Annotated in this window: 14 protein-coding genes; 7 read left to right on the top strand and 7 right to left on the bottom strand. The window is 70.2% G+C overall.

Annotated elements, in window-relative coordinates:
* Nucleotides 1-89: 89 nt before the first annotated feature.
* On the bottom strand, nucleotides 90-1,580 hold the full coding sequence (locus tag ACZ6QQ_RS18750; protein ID WP_465877669.1) for a catalase: 1,491 nt from the start codon (nucleotides 1,578-1,580) through the stop codon (nucleotides 90-92).
* 298 nt (nucleotides 1,581-1,878) lie between these two features.
* Here ACZ6QQ_RS18750 and ACZ6QQ_RS18745 point away from each other — a divergent pair, with 298 nt between their 5' ends.
* The 3 genes from ACZ6QQ_RS18745 (at nucleotide 1,879) to ACZ6QQ_RS18735 (ending at nucleotide 3,880) form a co-directional block, all read left to right on the top strand.
* Nucleotides 1,879-2,532, top strand: coding sequence for a hypothetical protein (locus tag ACZ6QQ_RS18745; protein WP_465877667.1), 654 nt, complete (start codon nucleotides 1,879-1,881; stop codon nucleotides 2,530-2,532).
* A 14-nt stretch (nucleotides 2,533-2,546) separates the two neighbouring features.
* Nucleotides 2,547-3,356, top strand: a complete 810-nt coding sequence (locus tag ACZ6QQ_RS18740) for a hypothetical protein (RefSeq protein ID WP_465877665.1) — start codon at nucleotides 2,547-2,549, stop codon at nucleotides 3,354-3,356.
* 158 nt (nucleotides 3,357-3,514) lie between these two features.
* Entirely contained in the window at nucleotides 3,515-3,880 is a 366-nt protein-coding gene (locus ACZ6QQ_RS18735) for a hypothetical protein (RefSeq protein WP_465877664.1), read from the top strand.
* An 84-nt stretch (nucleotides 3,881-3,964) separates the two neighbouring features.
* On the opposite strand, the gene ACZ6QQ_RS18730 is transcribed toward ACZ6QQ_RS18735, so the two are convergent.
* The gene (locus tag ACZ6QQ_RS18730) at nucleotides 3,965-5,764 is read right to left on the bottom strand and encodes a glycoside hydrolase family 6 protein (protein WP_465877663.1); all 1,800 of its coding nucleotides are present in this window, start codon (nucleotides 5,762-5,764) and stop codon (nucleotides 3,965-3,967) included.
* Between the two features lie 971 nt (nucleotides 5,765-6,735).
* Here ACZ6QQ_RS18730 and ACZ6QQ_RS18725 point away from each other — a divergent pair.
* The 3 genes from ACZ6QQ_RS18725 to ACZ6QQ_RS18715 all read left to right on the top strand — a co-directional run bounded on the left by ACZ6QQ_RS18725 (nucleotide 6,736) and on the right by ACZ6QQ_RS18715 (nucleotide 11,051).
* Complete coding sequence (locus tag ACZ6QQ_RS18725; protein WP_465877662.1) at nucleotides 6,736-7,809, top strand: hypothetical protein; 1,074 nt, start codon at nucleotides 6,736-6,738, stop codon at nucleotides 7,807-7,809.
* Nucleotides 7,793-8,581 (top strand): class F sortase, encoded by a 789-nt coding sequence (locus ACZ6QQ_RS18720; protein WP_465877660.1) that lies wholly within the window; start codon nucleotides 7,793-7,795, stop codon nucleotides 8,579-8,581. Before ACZ6QQ_RS18725 ends, ACZ6QQ_RS18720 begins: the two co-directional genes overlap by 17 nt.
* A 166-nt stretch (nucleotides 8,582-8,747) precedes the next feature.
* Nucleotides 8,748-11,051 carry an esterase-like activity of phytase family protein gene (locus ACZ6QQ_RS18715; RefSeq protein ID WP_465877659.1) on the top strand — a complete coding sequence of 768 codons (2,304 nt, stop codon included), beginning with the start codon at nucleotides 8,748-8,750 and terminating at the stop codon, nucleotides 11,049-11,051.
* Between the two features lie 94 nt (nucleotides 11,052-11,145).
* Here the strand turns inward: ACZ6QQ_RS18715 and ACZ6QQ_RS18710 are convergent, their stop codons facing one another.
* Nucleotides 11,146-16,215, bottom strand: coding sequence for an NAD-glutamate dehydrogenase (locus ACZ6QQ_RS18710; protein ID WP_465877658.1), 5,070 nt, complete (start codon nucleotides 16,213-16,215; stop codon nucleotides 11,146-11,148).
* 302 nt (nucleotides 16,216-16,517) lie between these two features.
* Between ACZ6QQ_RS18710 and ACZ6QQ_RS18705 the strand changes: the two genes are divergently transcribed.
* Nucleotides 16,518-18,482 (top strand): penicillin-binding transpeptidase domain-containing protein, encoded by a 1,965-nt coding sequence (locus ACZ6QQ_RS18705; RefSeq protein WP_465877657.1) that lies wholly within the window; start codon nucleotides 16,518-16,520, stop codon nucleotides 18,480-18,482.
* A gap of 167 nt (nucleotides 18,483-18,649) precedes the next feature.
* Here ACZ6QQ_RS18705 and ACZ6QQ_RS18700 read toward each other — a convergent pair whose 3' ends face one another.
* From ACZ6QQ_RS18700 to ACZ6QQ_RS18685, 4 genes are all read right to left on the bottom strand, one after another.
* Nucleotides 18,650-20,644, bottom strand: a complete 1,995-nt coding sequence (locus tag ACZ6QQ_RS18700; RefSeq protein ID WP_465877656.1) for an arginase family protein — start codon at nucleotides 20,642-20,644, stop codon at nucleotides 18,650-18,652.
* A 182-nt stretch (nucleotides 20,645-20,826) separates the two neighbouring features.
* Nucleotides 20,827-21,756: a tetratricopeptide repeat protein gene (locus tag ACZ6QQ_RS18695; protein WP_465877655.1), complete on the bottom strand. Its 930-nt coding sequence runs from the start codon at nucleotides 21,754-21,756 to the stop codon at nucleotides 20,827-20,829.
* A gap of 124 nt (nucleotides 21,757-21,880) precedes the next feature.
* Complete coding sequence (locus ACZ6QQ_RS18690) at nucleotides 21,881-23,569, bottom strand: acyl-CoA mutase large subunit family protein (protein WP_465877654.1); 1,689 nt, start codon at nucleotides 23,567-23,569, stop codon at nucleotides 21,881-21,883.
* A gap of 164 nt (nucleotides 23,570-23,733) precedes the next feature.
* Nucleotides 23,734-24,198 carry an Asp23/Gls24 family envelope stress response protein gene (locus ACZ6QQ_RS18685; RefSeq protein ID WP_465877653.1) on the bottom strand — a complete coding sequence of 155 codons (465 nt, stop codon included), beginning with the start codon at nucleotides 24,196-24,198 and terminating at the stop codon, nucleotides 23,734-23,736.
* Between the last annotated feature and the right edge of the window lie 88 nt (nucleotides 24,199-24,286).

The raw sequence follows: 24,286 nt of genomic DNA, 5'->3' as shown, positions 1-24,286 counted from the left end.
GACAGTCTCCGGGACACCCCTCGGTAGCGCGCGATAGTCGGCGCCGGTGCCGTCACCGCTCATGACGGCGTCGACATCGACCAATCGGATCAGCCGTTGGCGGTCAGCCCCAGACCCTCGGCGACCCGGCGGCCAAACGCCTCGTCCGCCTGGTCGAAGTGCCACACCATTTTTTCCTGGATGTGCTTGTCGCACTGGCCCAGCTGGTTGACGAGGTTGCGCACCAGGTCGTCGCGCTCCCACTCGGGCATGGTGCGGAACCGCTCACCGGCCTGGGCGTAGTTGTTCTGCCGCTCGATCGGCGCGCGCAGCACCTGACCCGAGACGTGCGGCCGGTACTCGCGGTAGGAGTCGTCGGCCTCCCGCAGGCCGGCGACGGACGACGGTTCGAAGTTGATGTGCGGGTTCGCGCCTCGGTTGTCCATTCCGTACGACATCTGGCCGCCGGTCTGGTTGGTGCTCACCCGTACGTCCGCGCGCGGCGCGTTCACCGGGAGTTGGAGGTAGTTCGGGCCGACCCGGTAGCGCTGGGTGTCGGAGTAGGAGAACGTCCGGCCGACGAGCATCTTGTCGTCGCTGAAGTCCAGCCCGTCGACCAGCACGCCGGTGCCGAACGCGATCTGCTCGTTCTCGTTGTGGTGGTCGGTGACGTTGCGGTTGAGCGTCATCACACCGACCGGGCGCAGTGGGAACACGTCCTCCGGCCAGGTCTTGGTGTCGTCGAGCGGGTCGAAGTCCAGCTCCGGGTGCTCGTCGTCGCTCATGATCTGGACGTTCAGCTCCCACTGCGGGAACTCGCCGCGCTCGATCGACTCGTACAGGTCCTTCGAGGCGTGCCCCAGCTCGGTGGCCTGGATCGCGGCGGCCTGCTCCTCGGTCAGCGACTCGATCCCCTGCCGCGACTTCCAGTGGTACTTGACCAGCACGCCCTCACCGGCGGCGTTGACCATCCGGTAGGTGTTCACCCCGAAGCCGTCCTGGGTCCGGTAGTTGGCCGGGATGCCGCGCGGGCTGAACAGCCAGGTCAGCATGTGCATCGACTCGGGGGTGTTGGACATGAAGTCGAAGATCCGGTTCGGTTCCTGGCGGAAGGTCACCGGGTCCGGCTTGAGCGAGTGGATCACGTCCGGGAACTTGATCGCGTCCCGGATGAAGAAGACCGGCAGGTTGTTGCCGACCAGGTCCCAGTTGCCGTCGTCGGTGCGGAACTTGACCGCGAACCCGCGCGGGTCCCGGGTCGCCTCGGACGAGTCCCGGCCGCCGATGACGGTGGAGAAGCGCACCGAGACCGGGGTCTTCTTGCCCTCGGTCCGGAACAGCTTGGCCCGGGTGTACGTCGAGGCGGGCTCGTCGCCGATCCGGCCGTACGCCTCGAACTCGCCGTGGGCGACGAAGCCGCGGGCGTGCACCACCCGCTCCGGGATCCGTTCCCGGTCGAAGTGGCTGATCTTCTCAAGAAAGTGGTAGTTCTCCAGCGTCGCCGGGCCGCGTGACCCGACCGTACGCTGCTGCTGGTTGTTGTGCACGGGGTGACCCTGACGGGTCGTGAGCGTCGGCTTGGATGCCCGGGGATCGCTCATCCTTCTCCTCCTGACGATTCCTGGCAGCCGGCACGACGGCTCCAGAAACTGATCTCGATGACGTCCGGCACGTGGTCGAGATCCGACTGGTACCCCGCCACCCAACCGCGTTTTCTGGAATGAGTCAAGTTAACTACCCGGCTTGACCGGCGACACCGCCGGAGCGCCGCAAATCACACACAATACCGGGCATACCATGCAGTACGGGACGATCAAACCAACCATCGGGGGAAAATGTGCCGGCCGGGGATTGGCGATCACCTCGCAGCGGGAATAGCAGAGGGTGAAGGAGGATCCCATGTCACCCACGCAGGTCATCGTCATTGTCGGGGCCGCCGTACTCGTCGTGGTGGTCGCCGCGTCGATCTGGGCGGTCGCCCGCCGGGCCGCGCTGCGCCGCCGCTTCGGACCGGAGTACGACCAGGCGGTCGCCGAACGGGAGAGCCGCGGCGACGCCGAGCGGGAACTGCGCGAACGCACCCGCCGGCACGCCGAGCTGACCCTCACCCCGCTCTCCGCGCAGTCCCGCCAGCGGTACGCCACCACCTGGGCGGACATCCAGGCCAACTTCGTCGACGCGCCCAACGACTCGGTCGGGGCCGCCGACGAACTGGTCACCCGCCTGATCGCCGAACGCGGCTACCCGACCGGGAACTACGACGAGCAGCTCGCGACCCTCTCCGTCGAACACGCCCGCACCCTGTCCCACTACCGCGACGCCCACGAGATCCGCCTGCGCGACGAGCGTGGCGAGGCCGGCACCGAAGACCTGCGTCAGGCCCTGGTGCACTACCGGGCCCTCTTCGCCGATCTGCTCGGCACCGACCCGGTAGCCGCGACCGGGCCGAGCGACCGTTCCCCGGCGGGCGTTGCGGACTCCCAGCCCCAGAAGCCCCAGCACACACCAGAGCCCGCCCCGCGGCAGTCGCCGCAGGACGCGCCGAGCCGGTGAAGGAGTACATCCCCATGCGCCAGCACGACCAGCAGCAGGACGACCAGCAGACCAACCGCACCCCCGTACAGGTCGACGACCGGGACTGGCCCGACGACCCGGACCGGACCGACGACCGGGATCCGGACCGGGACCGGACCGACGGCCGCGACCCGGTCGACGGTCGGGACCGGGCGGACGACCCGGATCGGATCGAGTACCACGAACCGGCGCCGCTGCCGACCTCGTTCGGTGCCCCGACCGTCAGCGGGGCGGTAGCCGCGTCCGCGCTGGCCAGCGGCGACCGGACCGAGGAGTTCGACGCCCGGGAAGAGACGACCGTGGGCCCCGACAACGGCCGCAACGACGGCCGGGCTACCGACACCCCGAACCCCGGACCGGGTACGACCACAGCCACGGCCACGCCGGACACGACAACTCCGGGCACCGCAGCTCCGGACCTCGGTCCCTCGGACGTCGGTGCCTCGGACGTCAGCGCTTCGGACGTCGGTGCCTCGGGCAGGGGCGCTTCGGACGTCGGTGATGCGGACGGCCGGGACGGGGTCGGGCCGCTGCTCGACGCCGACACCACCGCCGGACTCCGCGACCGCTGGCGTGAGGTGCAACTGCGCTTCGTGGACGACCCGCAGGCCGCCCTCGGTGAGGCGCGCGGACTGGTCGGAGAGGCCGTCGAGTCGCTGACCTCGGCTCTCGCCGACCAGCGCGACAAGCTCGACAACGGTGGTGACAGCGCTGACGGCGGTGACGATGCCGGCGAGACCGAGCGGATCCGACTGAACATCCGCCGGTACCGCGACTTCCTCGACCGGGTGCTCGCCCACTGATCCGTACCGCTGCCGCACCGCCCGTCCGAACCGTTCCACGGCCACGCGTCCCGACGGTGGCCTGCCGGCCGGGCGCGGTGCGGCCGGCATGGCCCGCGCGATCCCGGGTAGCCGAGCCCGATGGGAACGACGCCGCTACCGGACAGGAGGGCAGCAACATGACCGAACGCGATCCGGGCCCGGACCGGCCGTTGGAGGAGTCCCCGGAAATGGCCTCGGCCGCCGACGACGAGAGCACCCTGCCGCAGCTGCGCACGGGCGGTGGGCAGGACCCGGACAACCCGAGGTTCATCGGGCCGGACGACGTACCGGGTGACTTCCCGCCCACCGAGGAGCTGATCGGCGACTCGCAGGGCGGTGGCTTCCCCGGCCCGGACGAGACGCGTACCGGCGCCGAACAGCCCTGGGATCCGGAGGACCTGGTCGCCGCGTGGGGCCAGGATCCCACCCCGGCCAACCTCGAACGGGCTCGCCGGATGCTGGCCGAGGAGGGCTCGGCCGCAGTCGAGAAGACCGTTCCCTGAATCCGTACGCGGAAGATCCCTGGCCCGACCGTGACCGGTCGGGCCAGGGATCCCGTTGTCGTGACCAGCTGACCTACCCGACCATCACAGCGGCGGGTACGCGTTCTGCATCAGCTGCTGGAACTGGGCCGAGAACCACTGCCCCGAGAGCGGGGCGTCGGGCAGGGCACCACTGGGGTTGTTGCCGTTACGGACGTTGCCGCCGTACGTCGGGTCGCACATCCGGTCGAAGCCCTTGCCCTCGTCGTTCGGGATCTCCCGGCTGGCGCCGTCGGACTCGCCCGGGGGCTTGATCCAGACGTAGGCGTCGATGCCGGCGGCCGGTGCGGCCCGCGGGCGCTCGCCGATACCAGCACCCGCCTGGTTGCACCAGTTGCCGGTGTGGAGCCGGCGGTCGGTCCGGCCGCCGTCGACGAAGGTGTCCACGTTGGTCGTCGCACCCGGGCCGGTCGGTCGGGCCGAGCCACCCCAACCGTTACGGCTGGTGTCGATCAGCATGCCGACGTTGGAGTTGAACCCGGCGCTGATGAGCTGGGTACGGAAGCCCTGCGCGAACGACTGCTCGTCCACGTAGCGGTTCCAGTCGACCCACTTGGACTGCCGCACCGACGTACCACCCACGGTGCTGTTGATGTTGAAGTACGGCTCGGTCAGGGCGCCGTAGTTGGCGGTGTTGACGATGAAGCCGTGCACGTTGTTGACCGTGCTGCCGGAGGCGCGGGCGGCCTCGGCGAACAGGGTCGCCGACGGGCCGAAGTTGTCGTCCCAGCCGATCCATCCGTGGTGCCCGGCGTCGATGTAGTTGTACGTGTTCGGCAGCGCGCCCAGCTTCGCCAGGGCGTACCCGACGCCGTTGACGTAGTTGCCGTTCGCCTTCATGACGTCACAGGCCGGGACGGCGGTGGGCCGGCTGCCGGTGTTGGTGACCAGGTTCGGCAGCGAGTCGATCTCGATGATGTTGATGATCCGGAGGTTGCGGTACTTGGCGTCGGCCATGATCGCCGCGATCGGGTCGATGTACGCCGTCTTGTACCGGTCCAGCTCTGTCGGCCCCAACTCACCGGCGGACGCCAACGCGGAGCAGTCCCGGCCGGGCAGGTTGTAGATGACGACCTGGATGTAGCCGGCGCCCTGCGCCACCGCGGTGTCCAGGTGGGCGCGCAGGCCACGGGCGGAGGCGGAGCCGTTGATCGCCGCGATCCGGTCCATCCAGACCCCGGTCGGGTTGTTGGAGATCCGGCTACCGCCCGGCTCGGCGTCCGCCCTCGCCTTCCAGTCCGGGTTCACGTAACCCGTGGCACCCACGTACGGGTTGTCCACCCGAGGTCCGCCCGGCGGCGGAGTGGTCGGGGGCGTGGTGGTCGGCGGCGTCGTCGGAGGCGTCGTCGGAGGCGTCGTCGGCGGGGTGGTGGGCGGTGTCGTCGGAGGCGTCGTCGGCGGGGTGGTCGGCGTCGTGCCGCCGTTGCACACGGTCCCGTTGATGCTGAACGAGGTCGGTGCGGGGTTGCTGCCGCTCCAGGCGCCGTTGAAGCCGATGCCGGTGGAGGCTCCGCTGGCCAGCGATCCGTTCCACGACAGGCTCTGCGCGGTCACCTGGCTGCCGGACTGGGTCCATGTCGCCGACCAGCCCTGCTGCACCCGCTGGCTGCTGTTGGGGAAGGTGAAGCTCAGGGTCCACCCGTTGAGCGGGTCACCGATGTTCCGGATGGTCAGGTTGGCGCTGAAGCCGCCCTGCCACTGGTTGGTGGCGTACGTGACGCTGCACTGGGTGGCGGCGTGGGCCACCGTGACCGGAAGGGTGACGAGGCCGGCGGCCACCAACATGCTCGCGGCCGCCGCCACCAGCGCTTTGCGTCGGCCGGACAATTTACTCCGTAAATTCATGCGACTGATCTCCTTGGGCCAGCCGGTCCGCGGGGGCGGGACCCGGCGCGCGGCGACCGAGCGGACGTTCAACCGGTGGGTTGTCCACAAGGCGCCATGGGACTTCGAATGCCCGACCCGGACGGGCAGCAAAGAGCGGTGGTGGTGACCGGCCGTTGCCTTCGGCCGGGACGACGTCGTCCGGAGAACCGGATGCCCTCGACGTCCACTGCGCGGTGTGGCTCCCCTACACAGTGGATGAATTCTTGCATGGGAGCGCTTCCACCACAACACCCCAACGACATCCACCAATCTCTCCCCCACCCCCACCTCCCCGGATCCAGGCCACAACCCTTCGTGGATCCAGAGCAAATACGCGCTTGTTGACCTTCAGTCACCACCATTTGCCCTACATCCACGAGGGGGCGCGGGGGGCGGAGGGGGCGGGAGGGGGGCGGGGTGGGTGGGGGCACGGGAGGGGGGTGTGGAGGGTGGAGGGAATGGGGGGAACGGGCTTGGTGGGAATGGCGGGGCGGTTGGGCGTGAATCGCACGGGGGTGTTCCCGACATTGCACGGGAGAGCGGCTTCGAGTGCGCCAACGGGGCGAGTACGGCCGAAGTGCTCGTACCCGCCCGGTCGGCGCGGCGGCTCTGATTCATCAACAGGGGGCGCGTACCGCCCGATGGTCGGGATAGCACGGGCCATCACCCGTACGGGGCGATAGAAGAAAAGACGCATTAATCCGACGAAAGCTCACAAACCAGTTAGCCTCGGTCATGGTTCGACTGTCGTCGGGCCACGGTGAACAGGGGAAGGAGTGACGGAAGCCATGTCTAAGAAGTTCCTCGGCAAGGTAGTCGCCGGAGCTGCCCTCGGCGGTGCGTCTTTGCTCGTCGGTACGCCCGGGATCGCCTCGGCGGATGGCCCTCCCACCGCCGCCGAGACAGGTCATGTCTCGGCGAAGCCACAATGGGCGAAGCCCGGGCACGAAGTGACCATCGTCGAGGTCTGCGAGGAGCCACAGGAGAGCCCCTGGGTCTGGTCGAAGGCAACCGGAAAATTGGAACTGAAGCCCAAACACGACAAGAAGGACCCAAAGGCCTCGAACGAAACCGCGAGTGCCGGAACCGCCCAGAGTCTCCCGGACAGCGAAGAACTCAAGAGCTACAGGGAGACGGAACAGTACAAGGAATACAAGGACAACGAGGACTATCAGCTCGACAAGGAATACCAGGAGTACAAAAAGTACAAGGAGTACCTGGAGTACAAGGCGTACCGCAGCAAGAAGGAAAAGGCGGGCGCTCCGGACGGAGCGGTCGAGAGCGCACCGACCAGTGGCCTCGCCGAGCCCGTGACGCCCGACAGCCCGCTCGCCGCAACGGCGCCCGAGGCGTCGGAGGCACCGGCGGCTCCGGGCGACAGCCCCGCCGCGCCCGAGCAGGCACCACCCGCCGCCGACCTGGGACCGGTCGAGGAGTACGCGCCGGAGGAGTATGCGCCGGAAGAGGCCGGCCCGGCCGCCAACCCGGACGACCACGCCAACGGCCACCCCGACGCCGGCGACCCGGCAAAGGCCGACGAGCCGGCCGCGGCGGGCGACCCGAGCAAGGCGGCGGAGCCGAGCAAGGCGGCGGAGCCGAGCAAGGCGGCGGAGCCGAGCAAGGCGGCGGAGCCGAGCAAGGCGGCGGAGCCGAGCAAGGCGGCGGAGCCGAAGACCGAGGCACCCGCCGAAGCCGAGGATCCGGCCGCCGCCGAGGACGGATCCGCGCAGGAAGAGGACGGCGCCAAGTGGGACGAGGGGTCGAAGTGGGACGAGAAGAGTGGTGCCCACACCTACTGGACCACCACCGAGATCCCGGCCGACACCGCACCCGGGCACTACAAGCTGAAGGGCTCCTGCGGCTTCGGGACCCTGGTGGTCGTACCCACGGGTTGGGTTGACGGCGGCGACGGCGGAACCGGCGACAACGGTCTCGCGACCGGCGGCGCCGCGATGCTGGGCGCGGCCGCGCTCGGCGGCGTCATGTTGATGCGACGGCGTCGGATCGATGACTCACTCGCCTGAGGCTTCGAGGAAACGGGCCGGCGGCCGCCACGTTCGCTCGTGGCGTGCCGCCGGCTATGTCCTCGTCGCCGTACTCGCCCTGGTCGGCGCCGGACTCGTCGGCGCCTCGCTGAACCACACCGCCGAACTTCCGCCGCAGCCGGCGGCGGAGGCCGCACCCGAATACCTCGGCCCGAACCCGCCCGCGTCGGTCACGCCCGCCGCCCCGGAGCCGGCCCTGAACCCGGATCTGGAGCCGAACCCGGACCTCACCGCGGTGGACCCCGACCCCTCCGGGACACCGACGACAGGACCACACGCAATGACGCGCTCCGAACCGACCGGCGTGACGATCCCGAAGATCGGCGTGAACGCGAAGCTGATGTCACTCGGCGTCGACAAGGCCGGCATGATCGAGGTGCCACCGCTGACACAGGCCGAACTGGCCGGCTGGTACCGGCTCGGCCCGACCCCCGGCGAGATCGGCAACGCGGTGATCGTCGGGCACGTCGACTCCCACGAAACCGGACCGGCGGTCTTCTTCAAACTCGGCGCGCTCAAGGCCGGCGACAAGATCCAGGTCCCGCGCAGGGACGGCAGCGTCGCCGAGTTCACCGTCGACGGCGTCAAGTCGTACCCGAAGACCGCCTTTCCCACCGATCTGGTCTACGGACCGTCGGACAAGGCGGGGTTGCGACTGGTCACCTGCGGCGGCACATTCGACCGCAAGAAACGCAGCTATCCGGACAACATCATCGTGTTCGCCACCGGCACGACAACCCCGGCGCGGTAACGCCACTCACGCCACCCACCGACGCGCATCCTCCCGGTCCTGGTCGGGTCCCCACGGGGGCCCGACCAGGATCAACTTCTTTGCCAACTGTTCACCCGTGGGATCGTTACCGCTCGTCTGCCCGTGCGACCTTCCAAGCCGGGACCCGAGCAGCAACGGAGAATTGATGCCCGCCAGAAAGATATATACGGCACTCACCGTCGCGGCCGTCGCCGCCAGCACCCTCACCGGTGCGGGAACGGCCACCGCGCACCAGAAGGCGGACCGGCAGGCACTGTCGTTCGACCGCACCGCCACCTACCCGGTATTCCAGAACCGGCCCGCTGGTGAGGACCCGGCCACCCCGACCGTCGCCGAGATCTCGGCGGTCAGCGAGGACGGTCGCACACTGATCTACACCGACGCGCTGGCCCGGCGAATCGGCTTCCTCGACCTGACCAACCCCGACAAGCCCCGTGGCCTGGGCACCCTCGCCCTCGGCGAGCTCGGCGACGCCGAGGACGAGCCCACCTCGGTCGCCGTGGTCGGCCAGTACGTCCTGGTCGTGGTCAACACCAGCCCGAGCTTCACCGCGCCGTCCGGCCGGTTGGACGTCATCTCGCTGCGGACCCGGCAGCGGGTACGGAGTTTCGACCTCGGCGGCCAGCCCGACTCCATCGCGATCAGCAAGGACAAGCGGTACGCGGCCATCGCGATCGAGAACGAGCGCGACGAGGACGTGGCCCCGCCCGGAGGCGAGGACGGCGACCTGCCGCAGGCCCCGGCCGGCTTCCTCCAGATCGTCGACCTGACCGGCAACAACCCGAGCCGCTGGCAGACCCGGCCGGTGGCGTTCACCGCCGCCGACGGGCAGGCGCTGCCCGCGTTCGTCGGCGCCGGATTCGCCGCGCCGACCGACCCGGAACCGGAGTACGTCTCCATCAACGGCGAGAACGAGGTCGCCGTCACCCTCCAGGAGAACAACGGCGTCGCCATCGTCGACCTGCCGACCGGCCGGATCATCCGCGTGTTCAGCGCTGGTACCGCCTCGGTCAGCGGCATCGACACGGTCGAGGACGGCACGATCGACCTGACCGGCTCGATCACCGACACCCCGCGCGAGCCCGACGCCGTGGCGTGGATCGACGACCACTATCTCGCCACCGCGAACGAGGGCGACTGGCGGGGCGGCACCCGGGGCTGGACCGTCTTCGACGGCCGTACCGGGCGGGTGGCCTGGGATGCTGGCAACAGCTTCGAGCGGCTCGCCGTCACCTACGGGCTGCACAACGACGATCGGGCCGAGAACAAGGGCACCGAGCCGGAGGGCGTCGCGATCGCCGAGTACGACGGCGTCCGCTACGCCTTCGTCGGCTCGGAACGGAGCAACTTCGTCGCCGTCTACGACGTCAGCCGGCCGACCAAGCCGGTCTTCAAGCAGGTGCTGCCGGCCACCAACGGTCCCGAGGGGCTGCTGCCGATCCCGGGGCGGAACCTGCTCGCGGTCTCCAGCGAGGAGGACGACGCCGAGGTCGGCGTACGTGCCTCGGTGACCGTGTACCAACTCGGCAAGGGCAAGCCGGCCTTCCCGACGATCGTCTCCGCCGACAAGGCGAAGGCACCGATCGGCTGGGGTGCGCTCGGCGCGCTGTCTGCCGTACCGGGTAGGTCGCACCTGCTCTACAGCGTCACCGACGCCGCGTACACGCCGACCCGGATCCTCACCGTCGACCCGACCCGTACGCCGGCCGTCATCACCGCCGCGCTGACCGTCTCGGACGCCGCCGGTCAGCCGGTCGGCTACGACGCGGAGGGCATCTTCGCCCGCCCGCAGGGCGGCTTCTGGCTCGCCGTCGAGGGCACCACCGGTGCCGGCAACAAGCTGGTCCGGCTCGGCCGCAACGGCGTCACGCAGCAGGTGGTGGAGTTGCCGGCGGAGGTCGCCGGCGGCCTGGCCAAGCAGGGCTTCGAGGGCGTCACCGCGACCACCGACTCGCGCGGTCGCGAGGTGCTCTGGGCAGCCCTGCAACGCGAGGTCGCCACCGACCCGGCCGGCACGGTCCGGCTCGGCCGCTACGACGTGTCGGCCGGCACCTGGAGCTGGTTCGGCTACCGGCTGGCCGGCACCAGCACACCCGGTGACTGGATCGGCCTCTCCGAGATCACCGTGGTCGGAGACAAGCTCGCGGTGATCGAGCGGGACAAGCTCAACGGACCGGCCGCCAGGATCAAGCGGGTCTACACCGTGGACCTGCCGCGCGCCGCCGCGGCGCCGGGTCCGCTGCGGGTCCTGCCCAAGACCCTGGCGTACGACGTGCTACCCGACCTGCGGGCGACGAACGGCTGGACCCAGGAGAAGCTTGAGGGTCTGACCGTTGCCGGCGACGGTCAGGTCTACGCGATCACCGACAACGACGCCGTCCAGGACGCCACCGGCGAGACGGTCTTCCTGCACCTAGGATCGAGTAACCGGATCTTCGACCAGCGATAGTCTCCACCCCGACGCGCCTCATGTAGAGAATGAGTGGCTATCCCGCCTCGGATAGCCACTCATTCTCTACATGTGCGCGATCTGTGTGCCGCGGTTAGTTGGTGGCGGCGGAGGTGCGGACGAGAGTACGGATCTGGCGCAGGAGTACGGAGAGAGCGGCCAGGTCCGAGCGTGACTCGTCGAACTCGCCCATGGCCTTGTGCGCCCGGTGGATGGAGGTCGCGTTCGACTCCTCCCACTGGCGTACCCGCTGGTCGGCCGGGACCGAGTCGTCGGTCGAGTGGAGCACCTCGGCGGTGAGCGCGGCGAGTGCCGCGTACAGGTCGTAGCGGAGCGCCATCCGGGCCAGGGTCTGCCAGCGGTCCTCCCGTGGCAGCAGCGAGATCTTCGACAGCAGGGCGTCGACCCGGAACCTGTCGGAGAGAACGAAGTAGACCGAGGCCACCTCGCCCACGTCCCGCCCGTTGGTCGCGGCGGTCTCCACCACGTCGAGCAGGCCGAAGCTGTACATCAGCCGGGTGACCTGCGTGGCCAGGTCCCGTTCCAGCCCGCGCGACATGAGCAGGTCGATGTGCGCGATGAGCGCCTGCCGCTCGGTGCCACAGAAGAGCTGGTCCAGTTCCGGCAGCAGCCGGGAGACGCCGTCGCGCAGTCGGGCGATCTCGGCGGGTACGTCGATCGGCGAACGCCGGTTGGTGACCAGCCAGCGCACCGCCCGGTCGAGCAGTCGCCGGGTGTCCAGGTAGACGCCGGTCTGCACCTCGGTCGGGACCTTGTTGTCGAGGTCCTCGACGGCGGCCCAGATGTCGCGCAGCCGGAACACGTCGCGGACCACCACGTACGCCCGGATCACGTCGGCGGCGGAGGCGGCGGTCTCCTCCACCACCCGGTAGATGAACGAGATGCCGCCACGGTTGATGGCCTCGTTGACGAGCACGGTGGTGACGATGTCCCGGTGCAGCCGGTGGTCGGCCATCCGGTTGGCGAACCGTTCCCGCAGCGGGGTCGGGAAGTATCCCTCCAACACCTCGGTGGTCCACGGCTCGTCCGGCAGGCCGTCGGCCAGGATCTCCCGCTCCAGCACGATCTTGACGTACGCGAGCAGTACCGCGAACTCGGGCGCGGTCAGCCCGTTCTCGGTGCGTACGGCCAGTTCCTCGTCGGGCGGCAGCGCCTCCAGCTCGCGGTTGAGCGCACCGGACTTCTCCAGGTCGCTGATCATGCGGCGGTGCACCGGGAGCAGCGACGCGGCCTGGGCCTGGGCGTTGCCGATGGCGCGGGCCTGGTCGTAGTTGTCCCGGAGCACGTGCTCGGCGATCTCGTCGGTCATCTCGGCGAGCAGTTCGTCGCGCTCGGCCATGGTCAGCTCGCCGTCGGCGACCGCGGCACCGAGCAGGATCTTGATGTTGACCTCGTGGTCGGAGGTGTCCACCCCGGCCGCGTTGTCGATGAAGTCGGTGTACATCCGACCGCCGGCCAGGGCGTACTCGATCCGGCCGAGCTGGGTGAAACCGAGGTTGCCGCCCTCGCCGACGACCTTGGCCCGCAGCGCCTTGCCGTCGATCCGGATCGCGTCGTTGGACTTGTCCCCGACCTGGCTGTTCGACTCGGTGGAGCCCTTGACGTAGGTGCCGATGCCGCCGTTCCAGAACAGGTCGACCGGGGCGCCGAGGATCGCCTTCATCAGGTCCTGCGGCGAGATGCTGTCGATCCCCTCGTCGAGGGCGAGCACCGACCGGACCTGCGGCGTGACCGGGATGGTCTTCGACGTACGCGGGAAGATGCCGCCACCTTCGGAGATCAGGCTGGTGTCGTAGTCCTCCCACGACGAGCGCGGCAGGTCGAACAGCCGCCGCCGTTCGGCGAACGAGGCCGCCGGGTCCGGGTCCGGGTCCAGGATGATGTGCCGGTGGTCGAACGCGGCCACCAGCTTGATGTGCTCGGAGAGCAGCATCCCGTTACCGAACACGTCGCCGGACATGTCACCGACACCGGTGACGGTGAAGTCCTGGGTCTGGGTGTCGATGCCCATGTCGCGGAAGTGCCGCTTGACCGACTCCCAGGCACCGCGCGCGGTGATACCCATCTTCTTGTGGTCGTAGCCGGCGGAGCCGCCGGAGGCGAACGCGTCGGCCAGCCAGAAGCCGTGCGACAGCGAGATCTCGTTGGCGATGTCGGAGAAGGTGGCGGTGCCCTTGTCCGCCGCGACCACCAGGTACGGGTCGTCGCCGTCGTGCCGGACCACCTCGCGCGGCGGCACGATCTGCCCGCCGACCAGGTTGTCGGTGACGTCGAGCAGGGCGGAGATGAACTCCTTGTAGCAGATGACGGCCTCGTCCCGGTCGCCCGGCTTCTGCTTCAGGACGAAGCCGCCCTTGGCGCCGACCGGCACGATCACGGCGTTCTTCACCATCTGCGCCTTGACCAGGCCCAGCACCTCGGTACGGAAGTCCTCGCGCCGGTCGGACCAGCGCAACCCGCCCCGGGCCACCGGCCCGAACCGCAGGTGCACGCCCTCGAACCGGGGCGAGTAGACGAATATCTCGTACTTCGGGCGGGGTGCCGGCAGCTCCGGGATCGCCTGCGGGTCGAGCTTGAAGGCGACGTACGCCTTCGGTCGCCCGTCGGTGGCCCGCTGGTAGAAGCTGGTCCGCAGGGTGGCCTGGATCAGCGTCAGGTACGAGCGCAGGATCCGGTCCTGGTCGATGCTGGTGACCTCGTCCAGCGCCTCGCCGATGCTCTCGACCAGCTGCTTGCTCTGCACCTCGCGCTGGCTCGCGTCGAGCTGTGCGGTGGGCGAGAACCGGACCTCGAAGAGCTGCACCAGCAGGCTGGCGATCTCCGGGTACGCGATGAACGTCGACTCCATGTACTCCTGGGAGAAGACGGTGCCGGCCTGGCGCAGGTACTTGGCGTACGCGCGCAGCACCACCACCTGCCGCCAGGTGAGGCCGCCGCGCAGGACCAGCTCGTTGAAGCCGTCCACCTCGGCCTCGCCGCGCCAGGTGGCGGAGAAGGCGTTCTCCACGTGCGGGCGTACCTCGGCCAGGTCGCGGGCGCCGTCCTGGAGGTGCAGGCCGAAGTCGTACAGGTAGATCCGGCCGTCGACCCGGTCGACCTCGTACGGGTGTTCGTCGACGACGCTGACCCCCAGCGAGTGCAGGACGGGCAGGACGGCGGAGAGCACCATCGGCTCGCCGTACCGGTAGACCTTGAACCTGACCTCCAACTCGTCGTCGGAGGGGACGGCTGCACTGCCCGGCCGGGGCGAGCGCTGCTTGCGGAACATGTGCATGGCCAGTTGGCCGGGTTCCTCCAGCAGTTCGAGCTTGGCCAGGTCCTTCATCGCCTCGTACGGCGTGTGGTCGTCCTTGTAGCCCTCGGGGAAGGCGTCGGTGTACCGGCTGAACAGGCGCTTGGCCTGCTCGTCACCGAGCTTGCGTTCGAGCACGAGGCGGTAGTCGTCGTCCCAGAGCCGGGTGGCGTCGGCGAGCCGTTCGGCGAGCAGGTCGGCGTCGACCCCGCCGGGCGGGTTCGACGGATCGGTACGCACGATGAAGTGCACCCGGGCGAGCATCGACTCGGTGACCCGGGTGGTGTAGTCGACCCCGATGCCGTTCAGCTCGCGCAGCAGGATCTCCTGCATCCGCAGCCGGTTCTGGGTGGTGAACCGGTCCCGGGGCAGGTAGATCAGGCAGGAGATGAACCGGCCGTAGCCGTCGCGGCGCAGGAAGAGCCGCAGTTGCCGGCGACCCGCCATCCGCAGTACGCCGATCACCGCGTGGTAGAGGTCGTCGGTCTTGATCTGGAACAGCTCGTCGCGCGGGTACGTCTCCAGGATCTGGAGCAGGTCCTTGCCGGAGTGGCTGCGCGGGCTCAGCCCGGAGCGGTCGAGCACCTCGGCGACCTTGCGGCGGACCACCGGCAGCTCCCGGACGCTGGTCCGGTAGGCGGAGGTGGAGAAGAGGCCGAGGAACCGGCGCTCGCCGACCACCTCACCCGCGTCGTTGAAGATCTTGAAGCCGATGTAGTCGAGGTACGCCGACCGGTGCACGGTGGCCCGCGAGTTCGCCTTCGTGATGATCAGCAGGCGCTTCTCCAGCACCTTGTCGTGCGCCTCCGGCGTCATCGAGGCGAGCACCCTCGGCGCGGTGGAGTCCTGTCGCAGGATGCCCAGACCGGTGCCGAGCACCGCCTCCAGCGCCTGCTCGGCCCCGTCGGCGTCGGTGCCGTCCGTGTCGACCAGCCGGTACTCCCGGTAGCCGAGGAAGGTGAAGTGCTCGTGCGCCAGCCAGCGCAGCAGCTCCACCGAGTCGGTGATGTCCTTCTCCGGCACCGGCGGCCGGGTCTCCGACGTACGGGCGGCGGCCAGCTCGTCGGCGAGCGCGAGGGCCCGCTGGCGCATCTTGGGCCAGTCTTCCACCGCCTCGCGGACGTCGGTCAGCACCCGCTGCAACTCGCTGCGAAGTTTGTCCCGCTCTGCGGCGTCCCGGACCGGGTCGATCTCGATCCGCATCCAGCTCTCGACCACGTCGCCGTCGATCGCGTCGTCCGGCTCCACGTCGGCGGCGACCTCGGCCAGCCGACCGAGCGGCTCCCGGCGTACGACCACCAGCGGGTGCACCAGCATGTGCAGGTCGAGGTGCTGGGCGGTGAGCAGGGCGGTCACCGAGTCGACCAGGAACGGCATGTCGTCGGTGACGATCTCGATCACCGTGTGCTGCTGCTCCGGGGCCGGTTCGTGGATCCGCAGCTTCAGCTCGCCCGGCACCCGCTGCTGAGCCAGGTCACGGTGCGCCTGGGCGGCGGCGAGCATCTCCGCGGCGGTGAACCCGATCAGCTCCTCGTCCGGCGCGAACCGCCAGAACCGGTCGACCAGGGTGGCCGCGTCATGATCGTCTCCGGCCAGCGACACCGCCTGGGCGACGAGCCGCTCGGCGTTCGGAACCGGTTCGTCCAGATCGGCGTCCTCGACGTCGTCCGTCAACGCGTCCGGTGGCAGACCGAGATCGTAGAGGGTGTCGACGCTGGCACCCGTGACCCCGCCCTCGACGCGAGGGCCGTGGCCGTCGTCGTCGATCACCGGATCGAAGTTGTCGTCCCGGCCGGTATCGACCTGCCGGAGATCGGACTCCGGAAACTTAATCGCCGGACGCCGGTCCATCGGTGCCACTCCCCTCGACCCACCGCGTTGTGGGTCACTCTCCGCCCAGTATGCCTCCGCCGCTTCAGACCTTGATCGGCGGACTGACGCACCGCGCGTCCGGATCGCGACTTCGCCCTCACTCCCCGTTCACCCGATGCGGGTACGGAGCACGGGTGTACCTGAGTACCCCCACTCAGCAGGTCATCACACCTGGATCTCGGTTCCCGTCGAACCCCGTACGCAACCGCCACCAGCAGCACAGGCGTACTACCGTCAGGGATCGAATCGGGGACGAACGACCGAAAGGTGGCTGCCGCCACATGCGCCCGTACGAACGCCACACGCGTGCATCCTCCGTCAAGCGGAGTCGAACGGTCATCGCCGCGCTCGCCGGACTGGGCCTGGTCGCCGGAGTACTGACCGCCTGCTCCCAGACGGAGTCGCCGGAACAGACCGTGGACGCCTTCCTGCGCGGATGGCAGGAGGGCAAACTCGACCAGCTCCGCTTCGTCGACACGCAGGGCCAGGGCATCACCGGGGCCAAGGTGGTCGAGGAGATCAAGTTGCTCTCCGGCGAGCTGACCGCGAAGCTACGCCGCGACGGCGACGCGCAGGTCCGTGAGGACGCTGCGACGGCGAACCTGACGATCGACTGGACTCTGCCCGGCGGCACCCACTGGGCGTACCCGTCCACCGTGCGGCTCAAGCGTGACACCGAGGACCGGTGGCGGATCATCTGGGAACCGAGGGTGGCGCAGGAGAAGCTGACCGCCGGGGACTCGCTGACCGTACGCCGGGTCGCCGCACCGCGCGGACAGATCCTCGACGGTGCCGGCCAGCCGATCGTCGCGGCCCGGTCGGTCGTGGTCGTGGGCGTGCAGCCGAGCGAGGTGCCCGACGTACCGGCCCTGGTCAGGGACCTGGACGCGGCGTTCAAGGCGATCCGGCCGGCGATCAGCCCGCCGATCGACCTGGCCGACCTGCCGGCCCGGATGACGGCCGCGAAACCGGACGCCTTCGTCGACGTGGTCAGCCTGCGGAAAGAGGCGTACCAGCAGATCAAATCGCGCATCTACGACCTGCCGGGGACGAAGTTCCGGGAGGAGCAGCGCGATTTGGCCCCCACCCGCGAATTCGCCCGCGCCCTGCTCGGCTCGGTCGACCCGGCCCTCAAGGACGACCTCGACGCCAACCCCGGCGTGTACGCCGAAGGCGACCTGGTCGGCCACGGCGGCCTCCAGGGCCGGTACGAGAAGCCGCTGCGTGGGACTCCCGGCGGCACCGTGGTGATCAGCCGGCGCAACGCGGCCGGTGAGATCGCGCCGACCGACCAGGAACTGTTCCGGATCGACCCGAAGCCCGGTACGCCGCTGAAGACCACGCTCGACGTCAAGACCCAGAACGCCGCCGACGCCGCGCTCGGCGCCGATCCGCACCGTACCGCCCTGGTCGCGATCAGGATCAGCGACGGCTCGGTCCTCGCCGCCGCCAACGGCCCCGGTGGCGGCACCGAGAACCTGGCCCTGACCGCCCAGGTGCCGCCCGGCTCGACCTTCAAGATGATCAGCACGCTGGGCCTGCTCGACCTGAACGCGGTCACCCTCGACGGCCCGGTCGACTGCCCGAAGAACTTCACCGTGGACGGGCGCCCGTTCAAGAACTCGGACAACTTCGAGCTGGGCAGGGTGCCGTTCCGGACCGACTTCGCCAAGTCCTGCAACACTGCGTTCGCCGCCCTGGCGCCGAAGCTCGGCGACACCGGGCTGGCCGAGGCGGGCCGCAGCCTCGGTCTCGAAGCCAAGTGGGAGCTGGGCGTCGAGGCGTTCACCGGCAAGATCTCCACCGGCGGTTCGGCCGCCGAACGGGCCGCCGCCACCTTCGGTCAGGGCACCAACCTGGTCAGCCCGATCGCGATGGCCGCCGCCACCGCCGCCGTCGCCAAGGGCCAGTGGCAGCAGCCGAAGCTGGTCCTCGACCCCGCCCCCGGCGCACCGGCGCCCGCCGGCCCGCAGCTCAAGGCGAGCTCGGTCGAGCCGCTGCGGACGATGATGCGCGAGGTGGTCACCGCCGGCAGCGCGACCGCACTGAAGGATGTCCCCGGCGGACCGGTCCACGGCAAGACCGGAACCGCGGAGTACGACGACAACCCGGCCAACACGCACGCCTGGTTCGTCGGGTGGCAGGGTGACGTCGCGTTCGCGGTCTTCGTCGAAAAGGGCGGCGGCAGCGCCGAAACCGCCGTCCCCATCGCCGAACGCTTCCTCCGCACCCTAACCCCCCGCTAACCCCTCCTCCTCTCCCCCGTGCCCCGCTTACGCGGGCCACAGCAGAGCACTGATACAGAGAATGAGTGGTTATCCGAGCCGGGATAACCACTCATTCTCTGTATCAGTGGCGTTCGGAGGGCGGAGAGGGCGCGGCGGCGGGGGAAAGCGCGGGGAGGGGAAAGCGGTCAGGCGGGTTTGGGGGTGCTGGGGGGTGGGGGTTCGGGTGGGGGGCTGGGGCGTAGGCGGCCCGGTCCGGCGGAGGGTGGGGGGCCGACCGGCTCCGGTGCCCGGGGTTCCGGCGGCGTGGGGGCGACTGTCCGCGCCGCGTCCCGGTTGAGCCGCGACCTGGCTCGACCGGCACCATCGCGCCGTGGCTCCCGATCGCCGGGCGGGTCGCTGGGCAGGCCGGTGGGGCGAGGCGTCCCGGACGGCCGGGCAACCGGTTCGGGGGCGACCGGCGCCTCGATGACGGGGGCCGGCTCGACAGCCGGGGACGGCTCGCTCACCGGGGGCGGCTCGACGGCCGAACCCGAGCCGGCGACCGGACCGGTTTCGATCACGGGACCGGCCTCGACGGTCACGGCACGCCCGGAGACAGCGGCAGGCCCGGCGACAGCGGCAGGCCGGCTCGAACGGGCCCCGACCGTTGGATCGGGTTCGACCGTCACGGCCGCCCCGGCGCCGGTGTCGGAGGCCGGCTCGGTCGGGCCGGGATCGGCGAACGGGCCGGAATCGGCGAGCAGGCCGGAATCGGCGAGCAGGCCGGAATCGGCGAGCAGGCCGGAATCGGCGAGCAGGCCGGAATCGGCGAGCAGGGCCGGGCCGGAATCGGCGAGCAGGCCGGAATCGGCGAGCAGGGCCGGGCCGGAATCGGCGAACGGGCCGGAATCGGCGAGCAGGGTGGGGCCGGCGAGCAGGGTGGGTTCGGCCGGCTGCTGCTCGGGGTGGGTCGAGGGGTCGAGTTGGCCGGCCTGGGCCGGTGAGTCGTCGACGCCCATCCCGGCGACCGACGACAGGCCACGGCGCAGGGTGTTCGGGGACTTGGCGGGGCGGGCCGAGTGGCGTTCCGTACCGGTGTTGACGATGTCCGTACCGAGTGCGGTGACCGGTCCGAAGGCGCTGGCCGAGGTACGCGGGCCGGCTGACGTACCGGCCGGGGTACGGGAGCCCGAGGGCGTACCCGGGGCGGTTGCGCGGACCGGACGCAGGCCGCCACGGGTGGAAGCCGACGACTGGGCCGGCAGCAGCCGGGCGGGCGGCGTCTCCGGGGCGGCGACCGGTGCCAGACCGGCGGCCAGGGTGGCGACGATCTCGGCCGCGTACGCGCCGTCCTGGTCGTAGTCGGGGTCGAAGACGGTGATCTCCACCCCGAGGCAGTGCGGGGTGTCGACGAGTCCGGCGAGCAGCAGTTCCAACTCGGGGAAGGCGATCCCGCCGGGGTCGGGCGCGTCGACCGCCGGCATCACCGCCGGGTCGAGCACGTCCACGTCGATGTGCACCCAGTAGCCGGCGCAGTCGGCGAGCTGGTCGTGCGCCCACTGCGCGGTCCGGGCCGCCCCCTCGGCGCGCAGCGTCGGGACCGGCCGGGTGACGATGCCGGCAGCCTGTAGGTCGAGCCGGTACTCGTCCTGGGCCCGGATGCCGAGCACCACCACGTCGATGTCCCGGAAGTACGGTCGGCGGCCCTCGATCGAGGCGAGGTCGGGCTGCCCCCGCCCGGTGACCAGGGCCAGGCCCTCACCGGCGGCGGCACCGACGTACGAGGCGTTGCCCGGATGCCGGAAGTCGGAGTGGCCGTCGACGTAGACCAGCCCGATCCGGCCACCGACCGCCTCGCCGAGCCGGTGCATGGCCAGGGCGGAGCCGAGCACGATCGAGCAGTCGCCGCCGAGTACGACCGGGAACTCGCCCCGGTCGATGATCGCCCCGATCCGGTCGGCGAGCGCCCGCGAGTACGCGCCGATCGCCCCGGCGTGGCTGACCCCGTCGCCGGGGCGCCAGTCGCCGGGGTCGTACCGCGACGGGGTGAGGCAGCCGGCGTCACGGGCCCGGAGCCGGGCGATCAGGTCCTGGTCCCGCAACGCCCCCGGTGCCTTCGCACAGCCCGGCACCGACGTGGCGGTGGGCGGGCGCAGGCCCAGGTTCGAGGGTGCGTCGAGGACGGCGATCCGGCGCATCATGGGCTCCCGTCCTCGTTCCCGACCGGTACGCGGCTCGTACTCACCTGGTCAGGCCTTCCGAACCCATGTGATCACACTTTTCCCGCACCCAGGGTCAGGCATTTCGCACTTGCCTCGTCAGACTTTTCACGCTCCATGGTCAACCGTTACCCGAAACACCCCGGCCGGGCGACCGGGACGGGTCAGAACAGCGCGCTGGCGAGCGCCCGGCGGGCTCCGGCGACGGCGGGGTCGTCCGGGCCGGCGATGGTGAACAGGGAGAGCAGGTGGCGCCGGATTCCCTCGCGGTCCTCGCCCGAGCTGCGCCGGATGAGGTTGACCAGCCGCGCGTACGCCTGCTCGGCCTGGCCGCTGAGCACCTCGATGTCGGCGGCCAGCAGGTGGGCCGGCACGTCGTCGGGGTTGGCGTCGGCGTCGGCGATGGCGACGTTCGGGTCGACGCCGGTCACCCGGCGGGCGAGCGCGACGTGGGCCAGACCGGCTTCCGCCGCCGCGTCCGCCGGTGCGTCCGAAAGGATTTTCTTGTACGCCCGTTCGGCCGCGTCGAGGTCACCGGTGATCAGGGCCTCGTCGGCCTCACCGAGCCGGGGATCCTCGGGCGTGTCGACGGCCACCCCGCCGGCCTTGAGCACGGCGTCGATCCACTGTCGCAACTGCGACTCGGGCACCACGCCGGAGAAGGCGTCCACGGGCTGGCCGCCGATCACGGCGTACACCATCGGGATGCCCTGGACCCGGAACATCTGCGCGATGCGCGGATTCGTGTCCACGTCGATCTTGGCGAGCACCCAGGCGCCGCCGCCCTCGATCGCCAGCCGTTCCAGCACCGGCGACAGCTGCTTGCACGGCTCGCACCACTCGGCCCAGAAGTCGATCACCACTGGCGTGGTCAGGGACCGCTCCAGCACCTCCGCCTGGAACGTCGCCTCGGTGACGTCGATGACGGTGACCCCGCCTCCACCTGCGCCGCCGGCCGGTGCGGCAGCGGGTGCGGACGGGGTGGCCGGCGGCTGGCCGGCGGGTCGGGCGGTCGGCTGGGCGGCGCTGCGCAGCGCGCCGAGGTCTACCGCGCCGCGGGTGAAGATCGACGAGGTGATCCGTGGGTCGCTCATGGTTGTCTAGTCTCGCACGCGCGACGCCCAACCCAGACCCACCGCCACGGCCGTGAACATCACCCCGGCCAGCGCTCCCCACCGGAAAACCGGGAATAAATCCGGCGGGGAGCGCCGGAGCGGGTCAGAAGCGGGCGGGTTCCTGGTAGGTGCCCCATTCGGCGCGCAGCGCGTCGCAGATCTCACCGAGGGTGGCTTCGGCGCGTACGGCGTCGAGCATGGCGGGGATCATGTTCCCGGTGGTCCGGGAGACGGCGACCATGTGCTCCAGGGCGGCGTTGACGGCCGTGGTGTCCCGGCCGCTCTTGCGCTCGGCGAGCACCCGGCGCTGTTCCACCTCCACCTCGTGCGAGATGCGCAGGATCTCCAGCTCCTTGGCCGTCGTCGAGGTGTGTACGTTCACCCCGACGATCTTCTTGTCGCCCTTCTCCAGGGCCTGCTGGTAGCTGAACGCCGCCTCGGCGATGTGGCCGGTGAACCAGCCGTCCTCGATGCCGCGCAGGATGCCGGAGGTCATCGGGCCGATCCGGTGTGGCCCGTCGCCGCCGAGCTGGCGGATCCGGGCGAAGATCTCCTCCGCCTCGGCCTCGATCCGGTCGGTCAGCGCCTCGACGTACCAGGAGCCGCCGAGCGGGTCGGCGACGTTGGTGACGCCGATCTCCTCCATCAGCACCTGTTGGGTCCGCAGCGCGATCTCGGCCGATTCGTCGGTCGGCAACGCCAGGGTCTCGTCGAGGGCGTTGGTGTGCAGCGAGTTGGTCCCGCCGAGTACGGCGGCGAGCGCCTCCACCGCGGTCCGTACGACGTTGTTGACCGGCTGTTGCGCGGTCAGCGAGACGCCGGCGGTCTGGGTGTGGAAGCGCAGCCAGAGCGCCCGCTCGTCGGTGGCGCCGTAGACCTCGCGCAGCCACCGGGCCCAGATCCGGCGGGCGGCCCGGAACTTGGCGATCTCCTCGAAGAAGTCGAGGTGGGCGTCGAAGAAGAAGCTGAGGCCGGGGGCGAAGGTGTTGACGTCCAGGCCCCGGGAGAGGCCGAGTTCGACGTAGCCGAAGCCGTCGGCGAGCGTGTACGCGAGTTCCTGCGCGGCGGTCGAGCCGGCTTCCCGGATGTGGTAGCCGGAGACGGACAGCGGCTTGTAGCGCGGGATCTCGCGGGCGCAGTACTCCATCAGGTCGCCGATCAGGCGCAGGTGCGGCTCGGGTTCGAAGAGCCACTCCTTCTGCGCGATGTACTCCTTGAAGATGTCGGTCTGCAACGTGCCGTCCAGTTTGGACAGATCGGCGCCCTGCCGCTCGGCGGCGACCAGGTACATGCAGAAGACCGGTACGGCCGGCCCGGAGATGGTCATCGAGGTGGTGGTGCCGGCCAGCCCGATGCCGTCGAAGAGGGTCTCCATGTCGGCGGCCGAGTCGATGGCGACGCCGCAGTGCCCGACCTCGCCGAGTGACTGCGGATCGTCGGAGTCGCGGCCCATCAGGGTCGGCATGTCGAAGGCGACGGAGAGCCCACCGCCACCGGCGCCGAGGATCATCTTGTAGCGCTCGTTGGTCTGCTGGGCGTTGCCGAAGCCGGCGAACTGCCGGATGGTCCAGGTCCGCCCCCGGTAGCCGGTCGGGTAGAGACCACGGGTGTACGGGTACTCCCCCGGCCAGCCGATCCGTTCGAAGCCGGGGTGGTCGGTACCTGCCGGTGGTCCGTAGACCGGTTCGACGGGCGTGCCGGACAGGGTGGTGAAGTCGGCGTCCCGCTTGCGGGCCGCGTCATACCGGGCCTGCCAGCGGGCCCGGCCGGCATCGATCTCGTCGGCGTTCATCCGGAGAGCTCCTCCTCGAGTCCTCGACTGCCAGTCGAGCATAGAGGGCATTCCTGAACGATCGCTAAGCCAGCCTGCCGATCAAGGACCTTCCGCCACCGGATCGGAAGTGATCCGGAGCGAAAGGTCCCAGAATCGCAGCAATTGGGCCGATGGCTCGTGGCTCAGGCGCCGGCAGCCGGCGCGGCGGGCAGCTCGATGTCGTCGACCTTGACGTTCACCTGGGTCACCTGGAGGCCGTACTTCTCGACCGCCTCGATCACCTTGACCCGTACCGCCTCGGTCACCTCGCCCACCACGTGACCGGCCTCCAGCACGATGACGACGTTGATGGTGGCGGCCGTGCCCTTCACGTCCACCGAGACACCGCGACCGGCGTCGCCCACCTCGTCCAGCCCGATCCGGTCCAGCACGTTGTTGAAGAACCGGGCCACGTCACCGCCGAGGTCGGCGACGCCGGGCACCTCCCGCGCGGCCAGGCCGGCGATCTTCTCCACGACCTCCTCGGAAACCGCGGTGGTTCCACGCGGTGCGGCGGCCGGCGCGCTCGGCGCGGGAGCGGCGGCCGCCACCCCGGCTTCGGCACTGCCCGCGGCGTCGCCCGCGGTGTTCTGCACAACCTCGCTCATGCTGGCTTCTCCCCTGGTCTCGGCGCCGACCCCGGCGCCCTGCGCGATCAGGGAGCCTACTCGCCGCACCCCGGTCGCGGCAGGACCT

It is taken from the genome of Micromonospora sp. NPDC049529 (genome assembly GCF_055586685.1).
Note: the sequence above shows the minus strand (reverse complement) of the source record. Positions and strands in the feature narration are given on the sequence as shown.

Bases quoted from the DNA above. Each gene is read 5' to 3' on its own strand.
- ACZ6QQ_RS18730 (WP_465877663.1), bottom strand. From the start codon at position 5,764: ATGAATTTACGGAGTAAATTGTCCGGCCGACGCAAAGCGCTGGTGGCG.
- ACZ6QQ_RS18720 (WP_465877660.1), top strand. From the start codon at position 7,793: ATGACTCACTCGCCTGAGGCTTCGAGGAAACGGGCCGGCGGCCGCCAC.
- ACZ6QQ_RS18705 (WP_465877657.1), top strand. From the start codon at position 16,518: ATGCGCCCGTACGAACGCCACACGCGTGCATCCTCCGTCAAGCGGAGT.
- ACZ6QQ_RS18750 (WP_465877669.1), bottom strand. From the start codon at position 1,580: ATGAGCGATCCCCGGGCATCCAAGCCGACGCTCACGACCCGTCAGGGT.
- ACZ6QQ_RS18740 (WP_465877665.1), top strand. From the start codon at position 2,547: ATGCGCCAGCACGACCAGCAGCAGGACGACCAGCAGACCAACCGCACC.
- ACZ6QQ_RS18695 (WP_465877655.1), bottom strand. From the start codon at position 21,756: ATGAGCGACCCACGGATCACCTCGTCGATCTTCACCCGCGGCGCGGTA.
- ACZ6QQ_RS18735 (WP_465877664.1), top strand. From the start codon at position 3,515: ATGACCGAACGCGATCCGGGCCCGGACCGGCCGTTGGAGGAGTCCCCG.
- ACZ6QQ_RS18685 (WP_465877653.1), bottom strand. From the start codon at position 24,198: ATGAGCGAGGTTGTGCAGAACACCGCGGGCGACGCCGCGGGCAGTGCC.
- ACZ6QQ_RS18710 (WP_465877658.1), bottom strand. From the start codon at position 16,215: ATGGACCGGCGTCCGGCGATTAAGTTTCCGGAGTCCGATCTCCGGCAG.
- ACZ6QQ_RS18690 (WP_465877654.1), bottom strand. From the start codon at position 23,569: ATGAACGCCGACGAGATCGATGCCGGCCGGGCCCGCTGGCAGGCCCGG.
- ACZ6QQ_RS18745 (WP_465877667.1), top strand. From the start codon at position 1,879: ATGTCACCCACGCAGGTCATCGTCATTGTCGGGGCCGCCGTACTCGTC.
- ACZ6QQ_RS18715 (WP_465877659.1), top strand. From the start codon at position 8,748: ATGCCCGCCAGAAAGATATATACGGCACTCACCGTCGCGGCCGTCGCC.
- ACZ6QQ_RS18700 (WP_465877656.1), bottom strand. From the start codon at position 20,644: ATGATGCGCCGGATCGCCGTCCTCGACGCACCCTCGAACCTGGGCCTG.